Annotated in this window: 17 protein-coding genes; 3 read left to right on the top strand and 14 right to left on the bottom strand. The window is 61.5% G+C overall.

Going from position 1 to position 21,758, the window contains the following annotated elements; genetic code table 11:
• Positions 1 to 483: 483 nt before the first annotated feature.
• The 8 genes from PMX21_RS03095 to trhA all read right to left on the bottom strand — a co-directional run bounded on the left by PMX21_RS03095 (position 484) and on the right by trhA (position 9,710).
• Entirely contained in the window at positions 484 to 1,680 is a 1,197-nt protein-coding gene (locus PMX21_RS03095; protein WP_099432833.1) for an Nramp family divalent metal transporter, read from the bottom strand.
• Positions 1,681 to 1,754: 74 nt separating this feature from the next.
• Positions 1,755 to 3,581, bottom strand: a complete 1,827-nt coding sequence (locus PMX21_RS03090) for a magnesium transporter (protein ID WP_465038253.1) — start codon at positions 3,579 to 3,581, stop codon at positions 1,755 to 1,757.
• Between the two features lie 346 nt (positions 3,582 to 3,927).
• Positions 3,928 to 5,334, bottom strand: coding sequence for a polysaccharide deacetylase family protein (locus tag PMX21_RS03085; RefSeq protein ID WP_271757987.1), 1,407 nt, complete (start codon positions 5,332 to 5,334; stop codon positions 3,928 to 3,930).
• Positions 5,335 to 5,406: 72 nt separating this feature from the next.
• The gene (locus tag PMX21_RS03080) at positions 5,407 to 6,162 is read right to left on the bottom strand and encodes a PRC-barrel domain-containing protein (RefSeq protein ID WP_006235736.1); all 756 of its coding nucleotides are present in this window, start codon (positions 6,160 to 6,162) and stop codon (positions 5,407 to 5,409) included.
• Positions 6,162 to 6,551, bottom strand: a complete 390-nt coding sequence (locus PMX21_RS03075) for a YtxH domain-containing protein (RefSeq protein WP_035136593.1) — start codon at positions 6,549 to 6,551, stop codon at positions 6,162 to 6,164. Before PMX21_RS03075 ends, PMX21_RS03080 begins: the two co-directional genes overlap by 1 nt.
• Positions 6,552 to 6,687: 136 nt before the next feature.
• Positions 6,688 to 7,521, bottom strand: a complete 834-nt coding sequence (locus tag PMX21_RS03070; RefSeq protein ID WP_233504106.1) for a cyanophycin synthetase family protein — start codon at positions 7,519 to 7,521, stop codon at positions 6,688 to 6,690.
• A 24-nt stretch (positions 7,522 to 7,545) separates the two neighbouring features.
• Entirely contained in the window at positions 7,546 to 8,919 is a 1,374-nt protein-coding gene (locus tag PMX21_RS03065) for a hemolysin family protein (protein ID WP_271757985.1), read from the bottom strand.
• Positions 8,920 to 9,026: 107 nt separating this feature from the next.
• Positions 9,027 to 9,710, bottom strand: coding sequence for a PAQR family membrane homeostasis protein TrhA (gene trhA, locus PMX21_RS03060; protein ID WP_271757983.1), 684 nt, complete (start codon positions 9,708 to 9,710; stop codon positions 9,027 to 9,029).
• Between the two features lie 186 nt (positions 9,711 to 9,896).
• Here trhA and PMX21_RS03055 point away from each other — a divergent pair, with 186 nt between their 5' ends.
• Positions 9,897 to 10,862, top strand: coding sequence for an alpha/beta hydrolase (locus PMX21_RS03055; protein ID WP_271757982.1), 966 nt, complete (start codon positions 9,897 to 9,899; stop codon positions 10,860 to 10,862).
• A gap of 251 nt (positions 10,863 to 11,113) precedes the next feature.
• Here PMX21_RS03055 and PMX21_RS03050 read toward each other — a convergent pair whose 3' ends face one another.
• From PMX21_RS03050 to PMX21_RS03025, 6 genes are all read right to left on the bottom strand, one after another.
• Positions 11,114 to 12,319 carry a DUF362 domain-containing protein gene (locus PMX21_RS03050; RefSeq protein ID WP_271757980.1) on the bottom strand — a complete coding sequence of 402 codons (1,206 nt, stop codon included), beginning with the start codon at positions 12,317 to 12,319 and terminating at the stop codon, positions 11,114 to 11,116.
• 109 nt (positions 12,320 to 12,428) lie between these two features.
• On the bottom strand, positions 12,429 to 15,095 hold the full coding sequence (locus tag PMX21_RS03045) for an ABC transporter permease (RefSeq protein ID WP_271757979.1): 2,667 nt from the start codon (positions 15,093 to 15,095) through the stop codon (positions 12,429 to 12,431).
• 8 nt (positions 15,096 to 15,103) lie between these two features.
• Positions 15,104 to 15,817, bottom strand: a complete 714-nt coding sequence (locus PMX21_RS03040; protein WP_271757977.1) for an ABC transporter ATP-binding protein — start codon at positions 15,815 to 15,817, stop codon at positions 15,104 to 15,106.
• Positions 15,818 to 16,154: 337 nt separating this feature from the next.
• Complete coding sequence (locus PMX21_RS03035) at positions 16,155 to 17,360, bottom strand: ABC transporter permease (RefSeq protein ID WP_271757975.1); 1,206 nt, start codon at positions 17,358 to 17,360, stop codon at positions 16,155 to 16,157.
• Complete coding sequence (locus PMX21_RS03030) at positions 17,347 to 18,534, bottom strand: ABC transporter permease (RefSeq protein WP_271757974.1); 1,188 nt, start codon at positions 18,532 to 18,534, stop codon at positions 17,347 to 17,349. The genes PMX21_RS03035 and PMX21_RS03030 overlap by 14 nt, the downstream gene beginning before the upstream one ends.
• Positions 18,535 to 18,543: 9 nt before the next feature.
• Complete coding sequence (locus PMX21_RS03025; protein ID WP_271757973.1) at positions 18,544 to 19,482, bottom strand: ABC transporter ATP-binding protein; 939 nt, start codon at positions 19,480 to 19,482, stop codon at positions 18,544 to 18,546.
• Between the two features lie 264 nt (positions 19,483 to 19,746).
• Here PMX21_RS03025 and PMX21_RS03020 point away from each other — a divergent pair, with 264 nt between their 5' ends.
• Together PMX21_RS03020 and PMX21_RS03015 are read left to right on the top strand one after the other, a co-directional pair.
• A complete protein-coding gene (locus tag PMX21_RS03020) occupies positions 19,747 to 20,826 on the top strand; it encodes a sensor histidine kinase (protein ID WP_271757972.1) in 1,080 nt (359 codons plus the stop codon).
• Positions 20,823 to 21,452 (top strand): response regulator, encoded by a 630-nt coding sequence (locus PMX21_RS03015; protein ID WP_271757971.1) that lies wholly within the window; start codon positions 20,823 to 20,825, stop codon positions 21,450 to 21,452. The genes PMX21_RS03020 and PMX21_RS03015 overlap by 4 nt, the downstream gene beginning before the upstream one ends.
• Positions 21,453 to 21,758: the final 306 nt, after the last annotated feature.

Genomic DNA, 21,758 nt, shown 5'->3' with positions numbered 1-21,758 from the left:
TGTCTGCCACGGCAGACACCCCCTCCGGCAGTTAGGGACACTCCTGGCGCAGCCAATGAAGACCTCTACGGATGAATTCCAGGCCGCTCCGTCGCTCCAGACATCGTTTCCGCGCCTCGCGCCTGCCCCAAACAATCAAAACAAGCCCTTTTCGCCGCACCCTCAAAGGTCTGTGGGCAAAAAAGGGCAAATATGAGTACTGCTACCATTTTAGTAGCAGGCAAAACCACCCAAAATGACGTCCGAGCGAACCCTACAACCCCCTAAAGCAGCCAACCTGACTGGTTTAAGGCGTATTGGAGCCAATTTTAATGAACATACTATAGGTTATGTTTATTATCTTCTTGAATGTAAATGCTATTCACTTAGCAACAGTACTCATATTTGGCATTTTTTGCCCACTGCCATATAACTAACACCCTATAGCAGACAAAAACAGGCCGCAGCCCATCGCTGCGGCCTGTTCGGAAGCAAAAGTGGGCGTTAAGCGCTGTAGCCCATCGCTTGCAGCACAAACATGACGACTGTCAGCACCGTAATCACGGCGATAGTCGCCCAAGTGAGCACGTTCCACACGCGACCATTGCGGTTGGCACCCATGATGTGACGGTCGGCGGCGATAACCACCTGGAACACCAGAACCACGGGCAGTAGCACGCCATTGATGACCTGCGAGGTCATCATAATCTGGAACAGATCGACGCCGGGCATAAGCACCAGCACGGCAGAGATACCGATGATGGCCGTAATGATGCCGCGGTAAACCGGGGCCTCGTCCCAGCTGCGGTCGGCACCGCGCTCCCAGCCAAATGCCTCGCAGATAGCGCTCGACGTAACGCCCGGCAGCACGCAGGCGGCCAAGAAGCTCGCCGCGACCAGGCCCGAGGCAAACAGTACCGTGGACCACTGGCCCGCGATGGGCTCCAGTGCGCGGGCGGCATCGGCGGCATCGCTAATCTGAATGCCCGCCGGGAACAACACCGTACCGGTCGTGATGATAATAAAGCCGGCAATGACATCGGCGGCAAGCGAGCCGCTCACGGTATCAATACGCTGCAACACGATGTCGTCCTCGCCCGCATTCTTATCGACCACGTTGTTCTGAGCCAAGAAGATCATCCACGGTGCGATGGTGGTACCGATCGTTGCGACCACGAGCGACACGTAGCTGGGGTCATTTTGAATGTTGGGCACGACCAGGTCGACCGCGACCTCGCCCCAGTTGGGGCCGGCCATAAACGCGGCGACGATGTAGGTCACGAACACGCAGCTTACCAGCAGCAGAATCTTCTCGATGCGCTGGAAACTGCCCGACATGGTAAGCATCCACACCAGCAGCGCCACGAGCGGCACCGAGATGCTCGCCGGCACGCCAAAGAGAGCAAGGCCGCTGGCGATGCCCGCAAACTCCGAAATGGTCACAGCCGTGTTGGCGATCAACAGCGCCGCCATAGCAAGTACACTCTTGCGCACGCCAAAGCGCTCGCGGATGAGCGATGCCAGGCCCTTGCCCGTGACGCAGCCGCAGCGCGCCGCGGTCTCCTGCGTCACGATGAGCAGCACGGTCATGACGGGAAGCATCCAGAGCATCTTGTAGCCATAGCTGGCGCCCGCACTGGAATACGTTGCAATGCCGCCGGCGTCATTGCCCGAAAGCGCCGCCAGCAGACCGGGACCCATAGCGCCAAAGATGGCCGCGATGGTCAACTTTTGCTTGATGCCCGACTTTTGCTTGGTATTTTGCACGCGACCACCTAACCCATGACCGACATGGTGAGCAGCACCGCAGCGGCGCAGTACGCTACGCACGAGATCATGACGGCAATAACGTTCATGGCGGTGCCCGACGTGTTGAGGTCATGCTCGTCACGCCAGAACAGCACCATCAGGTAAATCACGGCACTCATGTTGCCAACCAGGCAAATGATAGCAGCGATATTAAAACACCCGGTAAAGAGTTGCTCCTCAAACATGGACGCATCGGGGAATGCGGCGGTGCGCACCAGCTGCGCGCACAGGTAGGTCACGAGCGAAAGGATCAGGCCCATACCCGTGCTCTGGAAGAAGAATCCCAGGTACGGTTTGGGCTCGTCGTCGTGGCCGTCGTACTCGAGGAAGTAGTTCTTGACGAACGACACCATGCGCGAGGCAGCAAGCAGCACGAGCGGCATGGCGCACATGGGGAACACCACCAGATGCGCGGAGCCGAGCGCCGTTCCCAGCACGGTCGCCATGATGCACGACGCGATGCCCCATACAACAACCCAGTACTGGCGATGCACGAACCAGCTGAGCACGTTCGTCGAGTCGTCCGACGCGCTATCGCCCGAGCCGACACCGGCGATCTGCAGGTCCTCCTGATGCTCCTCGGCGATAACGTCCATGGCGTCGTCGAAGGTCACGATACCCAGGATATGACGGTTCTCGTCGCAGACAGGGATGGCAACCAGGTCGTACTTGGTCATCTCGTCCGTCACGTCTTCCTGGTCCTCGTCGGGCGACACATAGACCAGGTCGCGATAGGCCAGCTGACCCAGCGTGGCGTCGCGGTCGGCTACGATCAGCGTGCGCAGCGAAAGCACGCCGGTCAGCATGCCGCTCGGATCCTCGGTATAGACGTAGTAAACGCTCTCGAAGTCCTCGTCGAGCTCGCGAATCGCCTCGATGGCATCGCCGACCGTTGCCGTGGCGGGCAGGGAAACAAACTCCGAGGTCATGATGCGGCCGGCGGTGTTGTCCTCATACCCCAGCAGGTTACGAATCGCCTTCTCCTCCTTGACGCCCATCAGGCGCAGGAGCTTCTCGGCCTTCTCGTAATCGAGCTCGTCGATCAGGTCAGCTGCATCGTCCGGGTCCATCATGGCCAGCATCGACGATGCGTCCGTGTCGGACAGGCCCTCGAGCATCTCGGTCATAAGCTCGTCGTCATCGAACTCCGAGATGGCCTCGGCGGCCTGGGCAGTATCGAGCTGCGCAAACACCTGCGCACGTAGGCGCGGGTCGAGCTGCTCGATAATGTCGGCGATGTCGGCAGGGTGCAGCTCACCGAGCGTCTTGTGCGACACCGAGAGTTGAATGTTCTTGGTCGAGCGGTCGAGCAGGTCCATGTAGGACCAAGCGATGATGTCCTCACTGAGCGGCTTGCCCAGGTGCTTCATAAAGCCTTCGACGATATGCTCGAGCGCGGGGCTGATGGCGCGTAGCAGACCGCGAGCACCGACCTCGGCGCCCAGCAGGCGCAGCTGGTTTTCGCCCGACATGGAAAACTTGATGTCGTTGACGCGCACGACCTTCATGCCCTGCGTGTCGACAATCTGCTTGTTGAGCACGTCACGGGCAAGCAAGAGTTCGGTCGGTTGCAGGTACGAAAAGCGAATTTCGGTAGCCGACGTCTTAAGGTGTACGCCCGTCTCGTCGATACGGTCGACCCATTTGCGCCAGCTGATCATAAACGGCGTCTTGCCGGGTCCGCGGAACGCGAGCGACGTCACGTGCGGAAAAACTTCGCCGGTAGCAATACCAAAATCGTTGACCACGCCGAGCTTTTCGCCGTCGACGTCCAAGACCGGCAATTTGAGCATCTCACTCAGATAATTCAATGGTGCTCCCCATCATTATTCCTCCGAACGCGGCCGCGCGTGCGACGTCCGGGGGCTTCTGGATATGTATACGCATGCGCGGGCGGCACGCCGCTCGACGCTTACACCCCGTGCATGCGCAAAAAGCACCTGCATGGGGTCATCGACTGTATGGTCGAGGTTTGGATTTCACCTGTAACCTTTCTCTTGACCCTCATTAACCGCAGTAACTATAGCATCAGCATCGCCCTGCGGCATCGAATTTATGCGCTGCACATTGCAGGCATACCAAACGCTGACGCATCCGTGACATAGCCATTGGGGACGTTCTTAAACGACCACCCAATGACTACTCTGTGGTGTCGTCGTCCTCGGCAAGTTGGGGGAACACGGCATCCTTGGGCATGGTGACCTTCGTCAGCGAGGTGAGCTTTTTGCTCAGCGACGTGTCCGTCTTGACCAGGTCGCTGAGCGTCACGATCTTGTAGCCGTCGGCAATGAGACCGTCGATAATCTGCGGCAGCGCCTCGAGCGTCTGCTCGGCGCATTCATCTCTGTCGGTGAGCAGCACGATATTGCCCGGCGTCACCGAATCGAGCACCATCGAGACCTGCTCGTCGGCACCGTTGAGCAGCCAGTCGCCCGAGTCAATATTCCACGAGACCACGGCGGAGACCAGGTCCATCGCATCAATCCAGTTCTGCTCGTCAAAGGCAGCGTAGGGAGCACGCAGCAGCATCGTCTTCACGCCGGTCGCCGACTTAATCGCATCGGTGCCTTTCGTAATCTGTTCGCGTACCGCCTCACGGTCCCGACCCTTGAGCGAATCGTCGCTGTAGCTGTTGGATCCGATCTCGCACCCGGCATCGACAATCGCCTTGGCCGTGGCAGGCGAGGCCTCGACCGCATCGCCCGAAAGGAAGAACGTCGCGGTGACGCCCTTTTCCTTGAGCACCTGCAAGATCTGTTTGGTGGCGCCACTCGGACCCTCGTCAAACGTCAGCGCCACGTACTTTTTGTTGCCCTTGGGCGCCACGCTGGCGCACGCAACGACGCAATCGGTGGCGGGCACAACCTCGCCGCGGTCTTGCGTCTTGCCCGACTGCTCACCAACCCACACCTCGGAGCGGCCCTGGACACCCCACGTCTGCACATACTCGATAGCGCCCGTACCCTCGACCTTGAGCTTGGGCTCGATAACCGTAGCCTGAACCTCGTGCTTCTCGTAGGTGTTACGGCCATCCTTGACCGTCACCTTCTCGCCGCCCTCAAGCTCGCGGCTGTCCCATTTGCCCTGCTTCACGCGCTTGCCGTCGACCTTCACCGACAGCTTTTCGCCCCCATGGCGCTTGAGCACGCTGTCATCGACGGCCAGCAGGTCGCCTGCGTCGAAAGCGTCAGTCAACTCCTGGTCGTCGATGAGATTCTGCAGCGTAGAGCCCACACGCACCGCGGTCTTCTGGCCGTTGAGCTCCACGTCCACACTGCGGTTGACGTAGCCCACGACGGCAGCGATAAACAGCACGAGCGCGCAACCCACGGCGATGAGCGCATAGGGCAGGCGAGACGAACGACGGGGTGTGCGGCTGTTGCCGATGCGCGCGCTGCGATCGCTAAAGCCGCGGCTATGGTTGAGATACATCGCGCCGGGCTTACGGTGACGCTTGCGCTGACCGCTGGGCAGCTGCCCCAGGTCGCGGCGCGCCGTCGGACGCGCGCCCGAACGCCCGTTTAAGTTGGATCCGTTTTGGCGCATGTGCCCTCCCCCATAAACACAGCAAGCCGGAGCAACAGGTCTCCGGCTTGCCTCCCATCATTTGGTACGTCGCTATTTTGTAGCTTTTGACGAGCCTCCGCTCGCCTTTTGGTATTCGTCCTTAAAGGCCTTGAACATGCCGCGCGTCTTGCCGAGCTGCTTGCCCAGTGCGCGACTGCCCTTGTCCACGGCAACCGATCCCTTGTCGTCGAGCACCTTGGCGCCCTTTTTGACCTTGTCGCCCACCACGACGCTGGCCTCGGCGGCCTTGGCAGCCGCACCGCCCGAATACCCGAGCGACTTGACCTCGTCCGAAACAATCATCGCGCCGTCCGCATAGCCGCGCAGCATCGTCGGCGGCACCTGCGTGTCACCAACCAAAACACTCGAAGCAGCACCGGCGGTCACATAGAATGCCTGCACGATGCCCGAGCGTGGCTTGAACTCAACGTCCGAGCAATAGCCCACGACGTCGCCCGATTCCGTGCGCACGTCCATACCGACCCAGATGATGCAATCGTCCAGGTTGATGTCGAGGCGCTTGGCAGCGGCGGCATCGTACGTGTCCTTGACGTCATCGACCGCAATGGCGCCCTCGTAGACACCAATGGCGTCGAGCGCTACAAATCGGTCGGGACGCTCGATCATGCCCGCGATATCGGACTGGCGGACCATAAAGCCGACCACGCGCGTACCACCCGGGGTAAAGACCGGAAAGTGAATCTTTCCGAGCTTTTTAGGGCTGCGCGGCGTGCCGTCCTTTTTGGTGCGCTTGTCCTCGGTAGGCTTGCGATAGATCTTGGCGCCGACAAAATCCCCGGCGCGCATTATGCCTCGGTCGAGGGCTCCGCAGCCTCGGTATCAGCCTCGACGGCGTTCTCGACCACGACGTCGGCGGCAGGCGTCACGTTGCCGCCCGAAATGGCGTCGTTGAGCTGCTCGCGCAGCTGGTCCATGCGCTCGCGGGCCAGATCGACCTTGGCGCGCAGGTCATCGGTCTTGGCGTCGACCATCGGGCCAAAGTCATTCACCGCAGCACGGGCCTCCTCGGCGCTGTGCTCGTAGGTGTCGCGCATATTGTCCCAGGCGTCGTTGGCGATATCGGCAGCCATGGCGCGGGTCTCGGCGCCCGAGCGCGGGGCCAGAGCAACGCCGACAATAGCGCCGGCAGCGGCACCAAAAAGTGCGCCGGAGACAAAGCTGAAAGTCTTACCCATGATCATTCCTCTCCTGCGGGCACGTCGGTGCCCACCGTTTGAATGCTGTCCATTATACCCGCAGCGCATCACTTGCCGCTCCGCTCATCTGCGTACGGCAAAGGCGCAGGTACGTGATGGTGATAAACGCGTAGGCCTACTCCTGGGGCATAGCCGGCATGGCCACCGTGGCACCCGGGTCCTCGCCGGCGCCGTCCACGAGCGGCAGGCCGCCCTCATGCGCAGGTCCTGCCGGAACCGTCGCCGCACCGCCAAAGACGGCAGCGGAGGCCTCGTGGTTCTCGGCAACCGCACCCTCGGTATCAATCGCCACCTGGGGCTCGTCGTCAAAGTTGGGGACGCCCTGGGGCTCGGTGGGAACGGGCTCGGCGGTCGCATCGGCAACGGGCTCGGCGTCGACCGGCACATCGCCCTCGTCAGCGCCCTCGTCCTCGGCAGCATCTTCGCCGTTCGCAGCGGCGACGGCCTCGTGAGGATCCTTGCCCTCGGCCTCGGCGCGCATGCCCAGCACCAGGTTGCGCAGGCCCGCGACCGTGCCCTCCACGTCGGGGGCAGGCTGGTCGGCGTGCAGGTACGCCCAGTCCATCATAAAGGTGGCCGAAGACAGCGCACCGATGGCCAGCGCGTCGTCGGGACACGAAAGCTCAACCTCAAAAACGCGCTCGTCGTGCTCGCTTACGCGCGTGCGGCCGCACGAGATGCTACCGGCAAGACCGGTCTCGTTCATGAGCTCGACCGTCACATGCTCAAGCAGATGGCAAAGCTCGGTCTGGCCCATGCAGTCCTGGAACTCGCGGCCGGAATCACCCAGGCACAGGTGCTTGGCAATCGCCGGCACCAGGTAATACACGCGCGCCGTAGCCTCGATATCCTCCGAGGTCATGAGCGGCATGCCGGGGTTCACCAGCACGTGCGCGCAGATCTTGTCCTCGCTGACGGTGACCTTAAGGATGTTGAACAGGCCTGCCATAACTCTCCCCTACTCTTCCTTGTCCTACTCGTCGCCGTCGTGCGGATTCGCGGAACCCGCACCCGACGTCGTCGGCTCGTCTACCGAAGACTCGGAATCCTTCTTATCGGTTTCGGCCGGAGCGATCACGCGAATGAGCGAGATGCGCTGGCCACGCATCGACTGCACTTTAAACTTGTACCCCGCAACCTCAAACACCTCTCCGATGTCGGGCACCGAGTCGCAAAGCTCCAAAATCCAGCCGGCGATGGTCTCATAATCATCGCTTTCCTCAAGCGGCCAACCAAGCTCAATCGCGTCATCGCACGAAAAACGCCCATCAACGAGCCACTCGCGGCGCGAAAGGCGCGTGAGATACTTGTTGTCGGGGTCGAACTCGTCCTCGATCTCGCCGACGATCTCCTCGACGATGTCCTCGATGGTGATGATGCCGGCCGTGCCGCCGTACTCGTCCACGACGACCACGATCTGGTCGTGCGAGGTCTGCATCTCGGACAGCAGCGGCAGGATGTCCTTGGTATCGGGCACAAAGGTGGCGTCGCGCAAAAAGTCGGCGATGGGCTGGTCGCCCTTGCCGTCGAGCGCGGGCTGGATCAGGTCCTTGATGTGCGCAATGCCCGCGACATTGTCGGGGTCCTCGTGATAGACGGGGATGCGGCTGAAGCCGGTCTGGCGCATGGTGGACAGCACGTCGGCGACCGTCTCGTCGTCCTCGCACATGGTGGTGTCCACGCGCGGCACCATGACCTCGCGAGCCACGGTGTCACCCAGGTCGAAGATCTCGTGGATCATGCGCTTTTCCTCGTCGAGCAGGTCATCCTGCTCCGAGACCATGTACTTGATTTCTTCCTCCGAGACATTCTGGCGGTCATCGGCGCTCTTGATGCGCAGGATGCGGGCCAGGCCGTCGGAGCAGGCACCGGTCAGCCACACGAGCGGGCGGGCGATCTTTTGGAACACGGAAAGCGGTCCCACGACCTGCTTGGATACGCCCTCGGCGTTAGCGAGGCCGATGCGCTTGGGTACGAGCTCGCCGATCACGATGGACACAAAGGCGACGGCGACGGTGATGATGACCGGCGCCAGGCCGCGCGCGATGGCGGAAAGCGGCGCGATGCCAAAGCTCATGAGCCACGTGGCAAGCGGGTCGGACAGGCTTGTCGAGGCGACGGCGGACGAGGCGAAGCCCACGAGCGTGATGGCGACCTGGATGGTGGCCAACAGCTGATCGGAGTCGGCGGCGAGCTGGACGGCGCGCTCGGCGCGCTTATCGCCCTCCTCGGCATCGTGCTCCAACACGGCGCGCTTAGCCGTGGTGAGGGCCATCTCGGACATGGAGAAGTAGCCGTTGATAAGCGTCAGGACGAGCGTGGTAATAAGGGAGATGGTTATATCCATCGGGAGTTTCTCGAACCTCCAAGATTCGGGACGTTAAGGTAAAACGTTGATGGCGGATACGGCAATTGCGCCGGTCGCCCGCGCGAGCGGGGCCGTGGGCGCGGTCGCTAGATTACGAAGAGGATCACCGCCATGAACTGGAAGATGCTGCCGGCGAGCACCCACAAGTGGAAAACACTGTGCAGATAGCGCACGTTTTTGGCGATATAGAACGGCACGCCCACGGTATAGCACACGCCGCCGACGGCGAGCAGGGCAAGCGCGACGGGGTTCAGCAGCGCCACGAGCTCGGGCAGCTTAAAGACGACAAGCCAGCCCATCAGCAGGTAGACCAAGCCGCTTACCCAGTGCGGCTGACGCTCGCGCAAAAAGCACTCGAGCGCGATGCCGATGATGGCGATGGCCCACACGGCAAAGAACAGCATAGGGCCGCCGTCGTTTGCGAGCGTGATGAGGCAAAACGGCGTATAGCTGCCGGCTATGAGCAAGTAGATGCAGCTGTGGTCGATAATGCGGAACACGCGCTTGGCGCCCGCGGGCTGAATCGCGTGGTAGAGCGTGGAGGCCAGATATTCAAGAATAATGCTGACACCATAGACAATCGCCGCGGCCATGTGGGCCGGGCCTCCTCCGCGCAGGGCAGCGAATACGATCAGGAGCACCAAGCCCGCGATACCCAGCAGGCAGCCGACACCATGGGTGACGGAGTTCATGATCTCCTCGCCCACCGTGTAGTGTGGAACGGCCGCGGTCTTGGGTCGCAGCTTAGAACTGTCGCTCGAATCGGACATGCCGGTTACATCCTCCAACGTAAAGAGTTCTCAACACTATATCAAAGCGTCTGGGTGCGTGCGAAATTTGCACCTTACGTGACCCTTTGTTTACCCATTCTTTGTTTGTTGACGCATCAACGGTGAACGTCCATAATGCGCTTGCATTAAATGTTGATGTATTAACATCTTTAAGGAGAACCATAAATGCCCCAAAGCGCACACCCCCATCGAAAGCTCAAGATAGCCGGCATCGTTGCACTGGTGGTTGTCGTTGCGTTGCTCGGATTTGCCGGCAACTTTTTGTTTGACTTTGCCCTGAACCCCCAAGCGCCGTACACCATGAAGATGATGCAGGATAGCAAGAACGACAAAGAAGGTGAGCAGCCGGATGCCGAGGACACCGAGGCGCGGGCGTGGTTTAAGGAGAACCGCAAGAGCAGCAGCCTCACCGCAGATGACGGAACCGAGCTTGCCGCTTGGTATTTTGCTGCGTCGGAGAGCACGCACGACTACGCCGTCTGCCTGCATGGATATACCAACGAGCCCATCGGTATGGCCCGATACGTCAAGCGATTCCACGACCGCGGCATGAACGTACTCGCACCCGCCGCCCGCGCCCACGAGCGCTCCGGCGGCGACTATATCGGCATGGGCTGGCCCGAGCGCCTCGACATCGTCGCATGGATCGAGCGAATCGTTCAGGCTGACCCCGAGGCGTGCATCCTGGTCTTTGGCGAGTCGATGGGTGCGGCAACCGCCATGAACGTCGCGGGGGAATCTCTGCCCGCAAACGTGAAATGCATTATCGAGGACTGCGGCTATACGAGTGTTTGGGACGAGTTTTCTCTGCAGCTCAAGGACGTGTTCGGCCTGCCCAGCTTTCCCTTGCTCGATGTAGCAAACTTGGTGTGCAACGTGCGCGCGGGCTATGACTTTCATAAGGCGAGCAGTGTGGAGCAACTCAAACACGCGACGGTTCCCATGTTGTTTATCCACGGCGACCAGGACACCTTTGTGCCGTACGACATGCTCGACCAAAACTACGAGGCGTGCGCCAGCAAGGTCAAGCAAAAGCTCACCATCCATGGCGCCACCCACGCCAAGAGCGCGCAAATTGACCCCGAGCTCTACTGGAGCACAGTCAACAACTTCCTCGACGAGTATTTTTAGGCAAATAGTACGGTTTACTGGTCTATCTGACCCCCTGTTTTCGGAAGTGCGGGGAAAATCGCGGGAAGCCCAACCAGACCACAGTTTTACCAACAATTTATCAGGGGTTTTGTTGCCAAAAAACGGTTTGTGGTCGGCGGTATTCGATTTTTCACCGCACTTCCGAAAAGCCGCCCGTGGGCGCTGTACTCACGGGCGGCATTTGCTAACGTTGCGCTACAAAAGCGCTTGATATGTCCAATAGCTAGGCGCTATTTAACCTCGATGAGCTCGTACTCGCTCGTGCCCAGGCCGATTTTTTCGGCGTGCGCGATGCACGCGCGCCAGTCGGTGTCGGGATGCGTGATGCAGAAGGGATCGCGCGCCTGCTCGCCCTCCAGATGCTCGTGATTGTGCTCCATCTTGGCCGCGCTATCGGTGAGCTCGGTGTTGGGCAGCGGCTCGGATGCCATGACGGCATCGGCGCAGGCCTGGTCGATGGCGACCGGGTCGAAGCTCGCGAACATGCCGATGTCGTTGACGATAGGCGTGTCGTTTTCGGGATGGCAATCGCAGTTGGGGCTGATATCCATGGCAAGCGAGATATGGAAGTTCGGGCGGCCGTCGACGACGGCCTTGGTGTACTCGGCGATCTTGCAGTTGAGCACGTCGGCCGCGGCTTCATAGCCGGGCTTGATGGCGTCCTGGTTGCACACGCCGATGCAGCGGCCGCAGCCCACGCAGCGATCGTGGTCGATGGCAGCCACGTGCACCGTGCGAGTAGCGCCGTTGGCAAGCTCGCGCTCGCGGGTGTCGTCGAACGAGATAGCGTTGTGCGCGCAGATTTTCTCGCAGGCATGGCAGCCAACGCAGTGCTCGGTCGCGACGTTCGGCTTGCCGGCGGCATGCTGCTCCATCTTGCCGGCACGGCTGCCGCCGCCCATGCCCAGGTTCTTCATGGCGCCGCCAAAGCCGGCCTGCTCATGGCCTTTAAAGTGGGTGAGGCTGATCACAATATCGGCGTCCATGAGTGCCTGGCCGACCTTGGCCTCGTGCACGTACTCGCCGCCCTCGACCGGGACGAGCGCCTCGTCGGTGCCCTTGAGGCCGTCGGCGATGATGATCTGGCAACCCGTGGCATATGGGGTAAAACCGTTCTGGTAGGCGGTGTCGATGTGCTCGAGCGCGTTTTTGCGGCTACCCACATAGAGCGTGTTGCAGTCGGTGAGGAAGGGCTTGCCGCCCAGCTCCTTGACGACATCCGCGACGGCGCGGGCGTAGTTGGGGCGCAAAAAGCTCAGATTGCCCAGCTCGCCAAAGTGAATCTTGATAGCGACGAACTTGTTCTCAAAGTCGATCTGCTCAATTCCGGCGTGACGGATGAGGCGCTTGAGTTTGTCGAGCTGGCTCTCGCGAGCATGCGTGCGCAGGTTGGTGAAGTACACCTTAGCGGGTGCTGCGGGTGCAGTTGCGGTCATAGATCTATCCCCTCGGTCTATATGGCGTTACAGACATAAGAGGATGGTACCAGTTAAAGCAGAGTTAAAGTCAAGCGCGACACCTTGTCATTGGGGACGTTCTTAACGACTACTCTTGGACTTTGAGGGCTTCGGCCAGACTGACGCGCTTGATAGAGCGCGTGTGTAGCAGCGCCACGACCAGGTAGGTCGCAAAGCCAATGCCCACGCACGCCGCCATGGACCAAGCGGGCACGTAGATCTCGATATTGCCGTTATAGGCGAGCAGCATCGAACGGAAGATGGCCGTGAGCGAGCCAATAATGACCGGCAGGCTCAGCACGAGTGACGCCGCCACGCACAGCGTGATCGAGCGGATGTACAGATGCGAAATCTCGCCATCGCGATAGCCAAAGACTTTCATGTAGCTGATCGAACGGGCGCTGTGGTCGATCACGGCCTTGGTCAGCAGGTACATAAACAGCAAGAAGATGAACACCGCAAGCCCAACCATCATGCCGATCATTTTGCTCATCATGCCAATGAACTGGTCGCCCACGGCGCGCATGTCGTCGGGCGTGGTATCGCCGGCAAAGTAGCGCGCGTCGAGGTCGAGCTTCTCGTCGCTCACATAGCCGTTAAAGTAGGCAGCGTCGTTGTCGAACAGCTCGTTAAAGTCGTCGATGCTCATATAGACATTCATATCCGACTTAGAACCCCAGGCACAGTCCTTGCCCGCGTACTCAAGGGAATAATGCTTGCCCTCGTACTTGTCGCTGAGCGTGACCTTCTGGCCCTCGCTCCAGCCAAACTTATCGAGCAGACCGCCGCCAAAGACGACACGCCCATCGCCGACGTTGAGGTCTTTCCAATAGCGCGAATCGGATGAAATGCCGTAGACGGAAATCGTCTCCTCGCCATTTCCGTCGCCACGATCGTATTGCAGCTGGTAAACGGCATATTTCTCGGCCTGTGCGATTGCGCCCGTGCCGTTGTCGGTCGTATTGACCGGGTGGATATCGTCGTTGTCAGTGTCAATCTTGGAGGCCTGGTCGATCAGGTCGATGGCCTCGTCGCGGTTGCAGCCGAGGGCATCGGCAAGGTCATCGAGGCGCGCATAAAGCGCATCCTTCTTGTCCTGGACCTTGGCGAGCGCGTCCTGCGCTGCAGTCAGGCTTGCGGCTGACGGGGCGTCGGTCGCGGCATCGGTCGCCGCCTGCGCCGCATCGGCCGCGTCGTCGAGCTCATCATCGGCATCCTGGGCGACGGAAAGCAGCGCGCCGTCAACCGACTGCAAGCGCTCGAGTGCTGACCACTGCTCACGCTCCTCGGCAGTGCCTTCGAGCTCAAGCGGCGCCTTGAGCGTGTACTGGTGCTCGGCGACCAAGCTTGTCTCGAGGTTGTCCGCATAGTGCGTCATCGTGGGCAAAATCGCCAGGCCAAAGAGCAGCAGCAGCGAGGCGAACGCAATGCCCACGAAGAGCGTGGCAAAGTTGCCCAGGTTGCGCAGGAAGATACGCAGGCGGAAGCGAGAAACAAAACCCATGCGCTCCGGCAGTTGCACACCACGCTTGGTACCCGACTTGCCGCTCGCCTCGTGACGAAGAAACTGCAACGGTGTCTTGCCCATTTTGCGAAGCAGACCCACCAGCGTGATGAGGATGAGCGCGACGGCCGGAACCACGGCGCACTTCACAAAGATCTCCCAGCTCCAGTACACCTGGAAGGGCGGCAAGCTATAGGAGCCGTAATACAGGCTGCGCATGGGCTCGGTAAAGAACACAACGCCGAGTACTGTGCCCAGAAGCGCCGCAACCACGCCCACGATGGCGGGAAGTGCCAGGTAGTGCAGCACGATCTCGCGTCGACGATAGCCGCTAGCGAGCAGCGTGCCGATGATGGCGCTCTCCTCCTCGATGGTGGCGTCGGTAAGGACCACAAAGACGAACGCCATGATCACGATGATGATATCGAGCAGCGTCATCCACATCATGGAGTCGCCGTCTACGTCGTCGCGCGCATAGCCAATGCCCTGGTTGGAATCGGCATCGATGAGGTCATCCACGCGTGCATCGGCATCGGTCAGTGCCTCGACCATATCCTGCTCGGCGTCGATGCGGTCCGCGGGGGAGAGGTCGCGATCGGCAAAGGTGAAGGAATAGGTGTAGGCGGGTGCGCCGCCAGCGTCCTCGAGCGCGGCAAAGCCGGCGCCGGTCACTTCAGCCACGCCATAGGTGATGGTATTCACCGTAAAGTCCGAATTGTTGAGGAAAAGCGCCTGGCTGTCGGGCTGGGTCATGATGCCGCAGATGGTGTAGGTGCGGCCCTCGAGCTCGACCTTATCGCCCACGGCGAGGTCGTTGTTGGTGGCAAAGACACGGTCGATGGCCACCTCGTCATCCGTCTCGGGCTGCCTGCCCTCACAGTAGGACGCAATGTCCACCTTGGTGCGGTGCGCATAGGTGCGCAGCGTGCGCTTGGTGCCGTCGTCGCCGGACGCCTTTTTGATGATGGCGTCGATGGAGAAATTCTTGTAGAGCGTGACGCCGCCGACGTCGTCGGCCGCGTCCTCGGCGGCCTTGAGTTGATCGTCGGTAGCCTCGAAGGAAGTGGTCACGCGGCCGTCCTCAATCGTGTACGCATCGCGCATGTCGTCGATAAGGCAACCGATGGAATGCGCCGCGAGCAAAAAGCCCGAGGTGAGAGCGATGCTTCCGCACATAAGCAAAAAGATGCCCAGGTACTTACCGATATTGCGGCGCAGCTCGCGCGGGAGACGTTTTGCGAGAGGTGTCATGGCGCCGCCTACCAATCGAGCTCGGCGGCGGACACGGGCGACTCGTTGAGCTCGTCAGCGACGATGCGCCCGTCGCGCAGGCGCAGCACGCGGTTGGCCATGCGAGCGATGGCGGCGTTGTGCGTGACAATAATGATGGTGCAGCCGTAGGTGCGGTTGACATCCTCCATGAGCTGCAGGATTTCCTTGGACGTCTTATAGTCGAGCGCGCCCGTGGGCTCGTCGCACAGCAGCAGGCCCGGGTTTTTGACGAGCGCGCGGCCGATGGCACAGCGCTGCTGCTGGCCGCCCGAGACCTGGCGCGGGAACTTGTTGCGGTGCTCGTAGAGACCCAGCGAACGCAACAGGTCGTCGACATTGAGCGGGTTTTTGGACAGGTGCGCCGTGACCTCGATGTTCTCCTTGACGGTGAGATCGGGCACCAGGTTGTAGAACTGGAAGACAAAGCCCAGCTCACGACGGCGATACTCGCCCAGGTCGGCAGGCTTGAGCACCGTGAGGTCGCAGCCGTCCACCAGAATAGAGCCGGCGTCGGCATCCTCCAGGCCGCCGATCAGGTTGAGAAAGGTCGACTTACCCGAGCCCGAGGGCCCCAGCATGACGCAGATCTCTCCGCGGTTGATGGACGTGTCGATGCCGTCGAGCACCGTCAGGCGCGCGTCACCGTCGCCGTAATGCTTTTTGAGATCCTTAACCTGGACGTAGGCTTGCTTTGTCGCCATGCTATCCCCCATTGTTAGCCTGTTGCTACTTTTATAGGGTAATAGTAAACCCAGGTGAACTATTTTTGGGCGAGAGTAGGGGTTTGTTTCAAGACTAGTCGTTGGGGACGTTCTTAAACGACTAGCTGTTGGGGACACTCTTTCGCCGCCCGGCAGTTAGGGACGTTCCTTTCCTGCCGGCAGTTGGGGACAGTCCTTGGCAACCCGGCCGGCAAGCCGGCGGTTCGGCAAAGACTGTCCCCAATGACTAGCCGTTTAAGTCTGTCCCCAATGACCACTCTTGGTCGTTTAAGTCTGTCCCCAATGAATACCCAATGAGTGCCCAATGACTAGGTGGCTAGGCACGGGATTTGGTGCGCGATAGGGCTAGGCCTGCGGCGGCGCTGGCCACGGCGAAGAGTGCCGTGACGCCCAGGTCGCAGGCGATGTCCCCCAGCACGGCGGACGTCAAATCCGAGGCAAGCGCCTTGCCGATCGCATCGTTCACCCAATATGTCGGCACAAAGTGCGCCACCGTCTGCACGGCCGAACCCATCAGCGACAGCGGCATCCAGGCGCCGCCCAAAAACGTCATGAGCATGCCGAGCAGGTTGCCTACACCGTTGAGCAGCTCCTCGCGCGCGCCCAGGCTCGAAAGGGCAAAGCCAACGGCCAGCGGCGTACACGCCAGGGCAAACGTCGCCGCCAGCGCCAGGCTTACACGGCCCACGCCGACCTCGGCGACCGCGCCGGCAAAGCCCACGGCACCCATCATGCTCGACACAAACCAGATGCAGACGGTGATCACGGCGGCGGCCGCAAACACGGCAAACGAACGCCGGCGCTCGGAGATTGGGCCGGCATCCATACGACGCACGCGCTCGGGCTCGTTCATGCCCGAGAACACCAACCCCACCGATACGATGACCGACGAGATAATCGCGTAAGCGCCAAAGTTGAAGTACGACTCGAGCGTGGCAGCGGCCGTCGAGTCGACCTTGACCTGCTCGATCTGGACCTCCGCGCGCTTGGCGGCGGCATGCTCGGCGGCCTTGGCGACGCTGCCATTAGAGGCGGCGGGCTCAAGTGCGGCCGCAGCACCCGCGAGCGAGATCCAGCGCGAGGCCTCGGCAGACGAAAGCGCCGCCGCCATGGTGCCGGCGCCGTAGGTCACATCGAACTTGGGCAGGGACTTCCCCGCACGGGCGGCTGCAACGAGGTCGCCCTCAAACCCCTCCGGGATAAAGAACACGCAGTCGGCGCTGCCCTTGGCGCTGGTGCTCTTGGAGAGCGCGTCCGCAAGGTCGTAGGTGTCGTCGCCGACGCCCGTAACCAGCTCAAAGCGCGAACCCAGATGCTTGGTAAGCGCACGCGAAAGGTCGCTGTCGTCGCGGTCGACCACGATCACGTTGGCATCGTAGGGCTTGTACTCGGTGAGCTGCGACGAGTTCCAGCTCACCGATGCCGCGATAAACACGCCCATGAGCGAGATAAACACCGTATAGATGAGCAGGTAGAACGGGTGCGCAAGCGCCATGCGAAGCGCGGTCTTAAAGGTGCTCATAGCGGCTCCTTCCAAAGATCAGCGTGGCGGCGGCAACGAACACCAGTGTCATGAGGACAAGCGCGCCGGCGCGGACGGCAAAGGGGCCCAGGTCCTCAAAGAAATACAGGCGGTTGAACATGTCGCAGATGAGCTTGACGGGGTTGAACCAGCACTCGGCCGGGCACGCGCGGGCAACGTCGTCGGCAAGCGCCATCGCCGGCTCGCCGTAGAGGCCGGCGAACAGGGCGCACGTGGTGGCAAAGCCCGTGAGGATTCCGGACTTGAACGCCTTGCCGCCCTTAACGGGAAGCGTGCCCACAAAGAGCCCCAAGCCCGTGGCGGCAAGCGCGGAAGCGGCGCCGCCTACCAGACACAGTCCCTCGCGCCCGCCAAAGTCGACGCCCACGACCAGGCGCACGTAGCCGATCGCAATCGTCATCGAGGCAAAAGAAACCAGCCACGAGCCCACAAAGATGCCGGCCAGCGACGCCGTCTTGGAAAGACCGCCCACGCAGCGACGCGCGCCAAGGCCGGACAGATTGGGCTGCAAATCGACGACGCTCAAAGCGGCAAACTCGGCAGACATCATCGCGACCAGGCCAAAGAGCGCGTAATAGTAGATGACCGTGTCATCGGGCGTGGTGCGCGTCAGGCTCACGCGGCGGGTTCCGCCCTCGAGCGACAGGGCGCGCGCAACCGCCTCCGGGTCGGCGAGCGCCGCCGGGTTGTCCTGGGCAATCTGGGACATGAGCTCGGCATTTTGTGTATACGAGCTTGCCACCGTCTCCAGGATGCTGCGGTCGGTGAGCACCGACGACGCACGTGAGCTGTCGTAGCTCGATAGCAGCGTGAGTTTGGGCGCGCCCGCGTCGTCGACCGTATAGATGCCCGCGACCTCGCCGGCCTTGAGTGCACGGTTCGCATCGGCTGCGTCGTCACACTCGTGGATCTCGAGCAGCCGGTCGTCGCCTTCCTTGGCAAGCGACGTCGCCACGTCCTTAAAGGTCGAGGCGTCCCAGGCCTCGTCCGACACGACGGCCACCGGCACCGGGTCGACCGTGCCGTCGGAGCTCAGATTCGCAAACATAAACATGAACATCGTGGAAAGCGCGATGGGGAAGACCGCGCCCCAGACCCACGTACTCGGCCGGCGCAGCAGCGTCTTGAGCGTGGTGATGATGGTGTTGAACATGGCTGCCCCCTAGTCGCGCAGCTCGCGGCCGGTGATCTCGAGGAACACGTCGTTGAGGGTCGGTGGCTCGCTCCACACGCGGCCGAGTGCCACGTCAGCAGCGCGCAGCGTGTCGAGGATGTCGACCAGGTTGTGCGGACTCGCCTCGCAGGTGCAGACGAGCTCGCCGCCGGAAAGCTCAACCGAAAGCACGTGCTCGAGGGCGCGCAGTCGCTCGACCGTGGCGGGCTCGACGGCGCCCACCTCGACGGTCACGCGCTCGCCCATCTGAATCATGCGTTTGAGCTCGTCGTTGGTGCCCTGCGCCAGCACGTGGCCGCCGTCCATGATCATGATGCGGCTGCAGATCTGCTCGACTTCCTCCATGTAATGGCTGGTATACACCACCGTGGCGCCCTCGTCGCGCAGGCGGCAGATGCCCTCCAGGATGGCGTTGCGGCTCTGCGGGTCGACCGCCACCGTGGGCTCGTCAAAGAAGATGAGCTCGGGCTTGTGCGCGATGCCGCAGGCAATGTTGAGCCGGCGCGCCAGGCCGCCCGAGAGCTTGCCGGGGCGGAACTTGGCAAAGTCGCCCAGCCCGACAAAGTCGATTGCCTCGTCTACCAGCGCACGGCGGCGCTTGCGGTCGCTGACGTAAAGGCTGCAGAAATAGTCGATGTTCTCGCGCACCGTGAGCTCGTCGAACACCGCAACTTGCTGCGGGACCACGCCGATGCGGCGCTTGAGGTCGTAGCGAGCGGGCGTCATGGGTTCGCCGAACAGCTCAATGGCGCCTTTGTCGTAGGCGAGCAGCTGCAGAATGCAGTTGATGGACGTGGTCTTGCCCGAGCCGTTGGGGCCCAGCAGGCCGAAGATCTCGCCGGGGGCGATACTCAGATTAAAGTGGTCGAGCGCGATAAGATCGTCGTAGCGCTTGACGAGGTTTTCGACGTGGACGATGTCTGTCATGAGGCGGCCCTTCTGTTGCTTGCGGCCCGGTACGATTGCATCATCGCAGGAGCCGCCGGCGCGCACCAGTGAGCTTTGTCACGAGTGCAGGGTCCTGGTCGTGCGGCCTGCCGACGCCCCCGCTTTGCCGCGCGGGAGGAATGTCACGGTTGCGCGGGCGGCCCCTCCACCATGCGCGGCTTCGCGTACAATACCCGTATGAACAGGCTTTTCGACAAATCGATTGTTTTGGCGTGCTGCGTTGCGGCCGCCATGGGTCTTACTGTGGACGTTCGCTTGGTCGCGGCGTTTTGCCTTGGCGTTATTGCCACCTCGCTGGCCGAAGTCGCACAGGGAAACCGCGCCCGCCGTGCGAGCGAGGCCGTGAGCCACGCTTACATCATCGCAGCCGTCTTCGTACCGCCGTTTGTGCCGTTTGCGCCCCTCGCCTTCTATGACATCGCGCGGCGCGTGCGCCGTGAGCACGCCTGGGTCGCGCTGGGCATTGGCTCCGTTTTTGCCTTTGCGCTCGTCGCGAACCTTCGCGCCGATGCGCTCGCCGCCCGAACGCTTCTGCTAACCGTCATCCTTTCGGTTGCCGCCGCCTTGTTATCGCTACGTACCGCCCAGTTAGAGCGCGAGCAGAAGCGCATGCGCCGTACCCGTGACGAGCTGCAGGAGCGAGCCCTCGCGCTCGAGGCGCGCAACCGCGATCTTGCTGACCGTCAGGACTACGAAGTCGAGCTCGCGACACTCGCCGAGCGCGCCCGTATCGCGCGCGAGATCCACGATAACGTCGGTCACCAGCTCACGCGCGCCTCGCTGCAAGCCGAAGCCCTGCGCGTGGTCCACGCCGACGAGCCCGGCGTCGCCGCCGATTTCGCCGACGTCAAACACACGGTTGACGAGGCGCTCCAGCTTGTACGCACCAGCGTCCATGCGCTCAACGACAACGCCGTTGACCTTTCCGTGCAGCTCGAACGCATTGTTGAAGGCGCGCGCTCGGACGGCGGCCCGCAGATTGAGCTTGAAGTTATGGCCGAACATGCGCCCGCAAATGTCGCCAACTGCTTTGCGGCGGTCCTGCGCGAGGCGCTCTCCAACACCATGCGCCATGCTTGCGCCCGCGCTGTCACTGTACGATGCATGGAGCATCCGTCGTTTTACCAGCTCATTGTTACCGACGATGGCGCGGTCGGGGTTCAAGTAAACGGCCGCGGCGCCGCAGAAGGCATGGGGCTCAGCTCCATGCGCGAGCGCATCGAGGCGCTTGGCGGCACCTTCACCGCCGGCCCGCGTGCCGGCGCCGGTGGCTGGCGCGTGTTTGCCACCGTTCCCAAACAGCAAGGAGATGAGGGCCGATGAGGCTCATCGTTGTCGACGACGACCGCTTGGTGGTCGATTCGCTCAAGATTATCCTGGGTGCCCAGCCGCAGATCGAGGTGGTGGGTACCGGCGCCAACGGCAACGACGCGGTCGCGCTCTACGCCCAGCACGCGCCCGACATCGCGCTGCTCGACATTCAGATGCCGGGACGTGACGGCCTATCGGCGGCACGCGAAATCCTTGAGCGCAACCCTGCAGCGCGCGTGGTGTTTCTGACGACATTTTCGGATGACGAGTACATTGTGTCGGCGCTTAAACTGGGCGCCCGCGGCTATCTAATCAAAACCGATGTCGCCGCCATTCCGCCGGCGTTGACGCAGGTCATGGACGGCAAACGCGTGCTCGAGGGTAAGGCGATCGAGGATATCAACTTTGATGGGGCGGGAGCCGAGGCCGGCACGACCCGCCGGCCCGCGGCCTTTGTCAGCCTGACCGACCGCGAGTTCGAAGTCGCCGAGCTCATCGCCCGCGGCCTCGACAACAAGGAGATTGCCGCCACCGCCTATATGGGCGAAGGCACCGTGCGCAACCACATCAGCTCAATCCTTGCCAAAATGGGCCTGCGCAACCGCACGCAGATCGCCATCGCCTACCTGCGAGGGTAGTTGCCCAAAGACCGAGCCCCCCGGCATAGCAAAATGGCTGCTACCGATTTAACGCCATTTCAAAACTATGCCGAATTACGGGGCTAAAGTCGGGGCCCTCATCCATACCCACGTTTTCTGCAAAATGACGGCTCGTCTACCTGCGGTTTTATTCTTGCAACTATCGACATGGTTGGGGGTTCGCGATTCAGCCCCGTAAACCGACATATTTTTGGAACAGTGGGGTCACATACCGATGCCCCGCAAGCCGTACAGAGCCAAAAATGATCCGTTTTCCTCCGTCCCCAACGGATCAACTCAAAGCTA

Origin of the sequence: Collinsella aerofaciens (assembly GCF_028209885.1) — a bacterium.
Classification (GTDB): Bacteria; Actinomycetota; Coriobacteriia; order Coriobacteriales; family Coriobacteriaceae; genus Collinsella; species Collinsella aerofaciens_BA.
The sequence above is the reverse complement of the archived record's forward strand: the minus strand, read 5'-3'. Positions and strand labels throughout refer to the sequence as shown.

Bases quoted from the DNA above. Each gene is read 5' to 3' on its own strand.
- PMX21_RS03055 (WP_271757982.1), top strand. From the start codon at position 9,897: ATGCCCCAAAGCGCACACCCCCATCGAAAGCTCAAGATAGCCGGCATC.
- PMX21_RS03035 (WP_271757975.1), bottom strand. From the start codon at position 17,360: ATGAGCACCTTTAAGACCGCGCTTCGCATGGCGCTTGCGCACCCGTTC.
- PMX21_RS03045 (WP_271757979.1), bottom strand. From the start codon at position 15,095: ATGACACCTCTCGCAAAACGTCTCCCGCGCGAGCTGCGCCGCAATATC.
- PMX21_RS03050 (WP_271757980.1), bottom strand. From the start codon at position 12,319: ATGACCGCAACTGCACCCGCAGCACCCGCTAAGGTGTACTTCACCAAC.
- PMX21_RS03080 (WP_006235736.1), bottom strand. From the start codon at position 6,162: ATGCGCGCCGGGGATTTTGTCGGCGCCAAGATCTATCGCAAGCCTACC.
- PMX21_RS03040 (WP_271757977.1), bottom strand. From the start codon at position 15,817: ATGGCGACAAAGCAAGCCTACGTCCAGGTTAAGGATCTCAAAAAGCAT.
- PMX21_RS03025 (WP_271757973.1), bottom strand. From the start codon at position 19,482: ATGACAGACATCGTCCACGTCGAAAACCTCGTCAAGCGCTACGACGAT.
- PMX21_RS03085 (WP_271757987.1), bottom strand. From the start codon at position 5,334: ATGCGCCAAAACGGATCCAACTTAAACGGGCGTTCGGGCGCGCGTCCG.
- PMX21_RS03095 (WP_099432833.1), bottom strand. From the start codon at position 1,680: ATGGGTCCCGGTCTGCTGGCGGCGCTTTCGGGCAATGACGCCGGCGGC.
- PMX21_RS03075 (WP_035136593.1), bottom strand. From the start codon at position 6,551: ATGGGTAAGACTTTCAGCTTTGTCTCCGGCGCACTTTTTGGTGCCGCT.
- PMX21_RS03090 (WP_465038253.1), bottom strand. From the start codon at position 3,581: ATGCTCAAATTGCCGGTCTTGGACGTCGACGGCGAAAAGCTCGGCGTG.
- PMX21_RS03070 (WP_233504106.1), bottom strand. From the start codon at position 7,521: ATGGCAGGCCTGTTCAACATCCTTAAGGTCACCGTCAGCGAGGACAAG.
- PMX21_RS03065 (WP_271757985.1), bottom strand. From the start codon at position 8,919: ATGGATATAACCATCTCCCTTATTACCACGCTCGTCCTGACGCTTATC.
- PMX21_RS03015 (WP_271757971.1), top strand. From the start codon at position 20,823: ATGAGGCTCATCGTTGTCGACGACGACCGCTTGGTGGTCGATTCGCTC.
- PMX21_RS03030 (WP_271757974.1), bottom strand. From the start codon at position 18,534: ATGTTCAACACCATCATCACCACGCTCAAGACGCTGCTGCGCCGGCCG.
- trhA (WP_271757983.1), bottom strand. From the start codon at position 9,710: ATGTCCGATTCGAGCGACAGTTCTAAGCTGCGACCCAAGACCGCGGCC.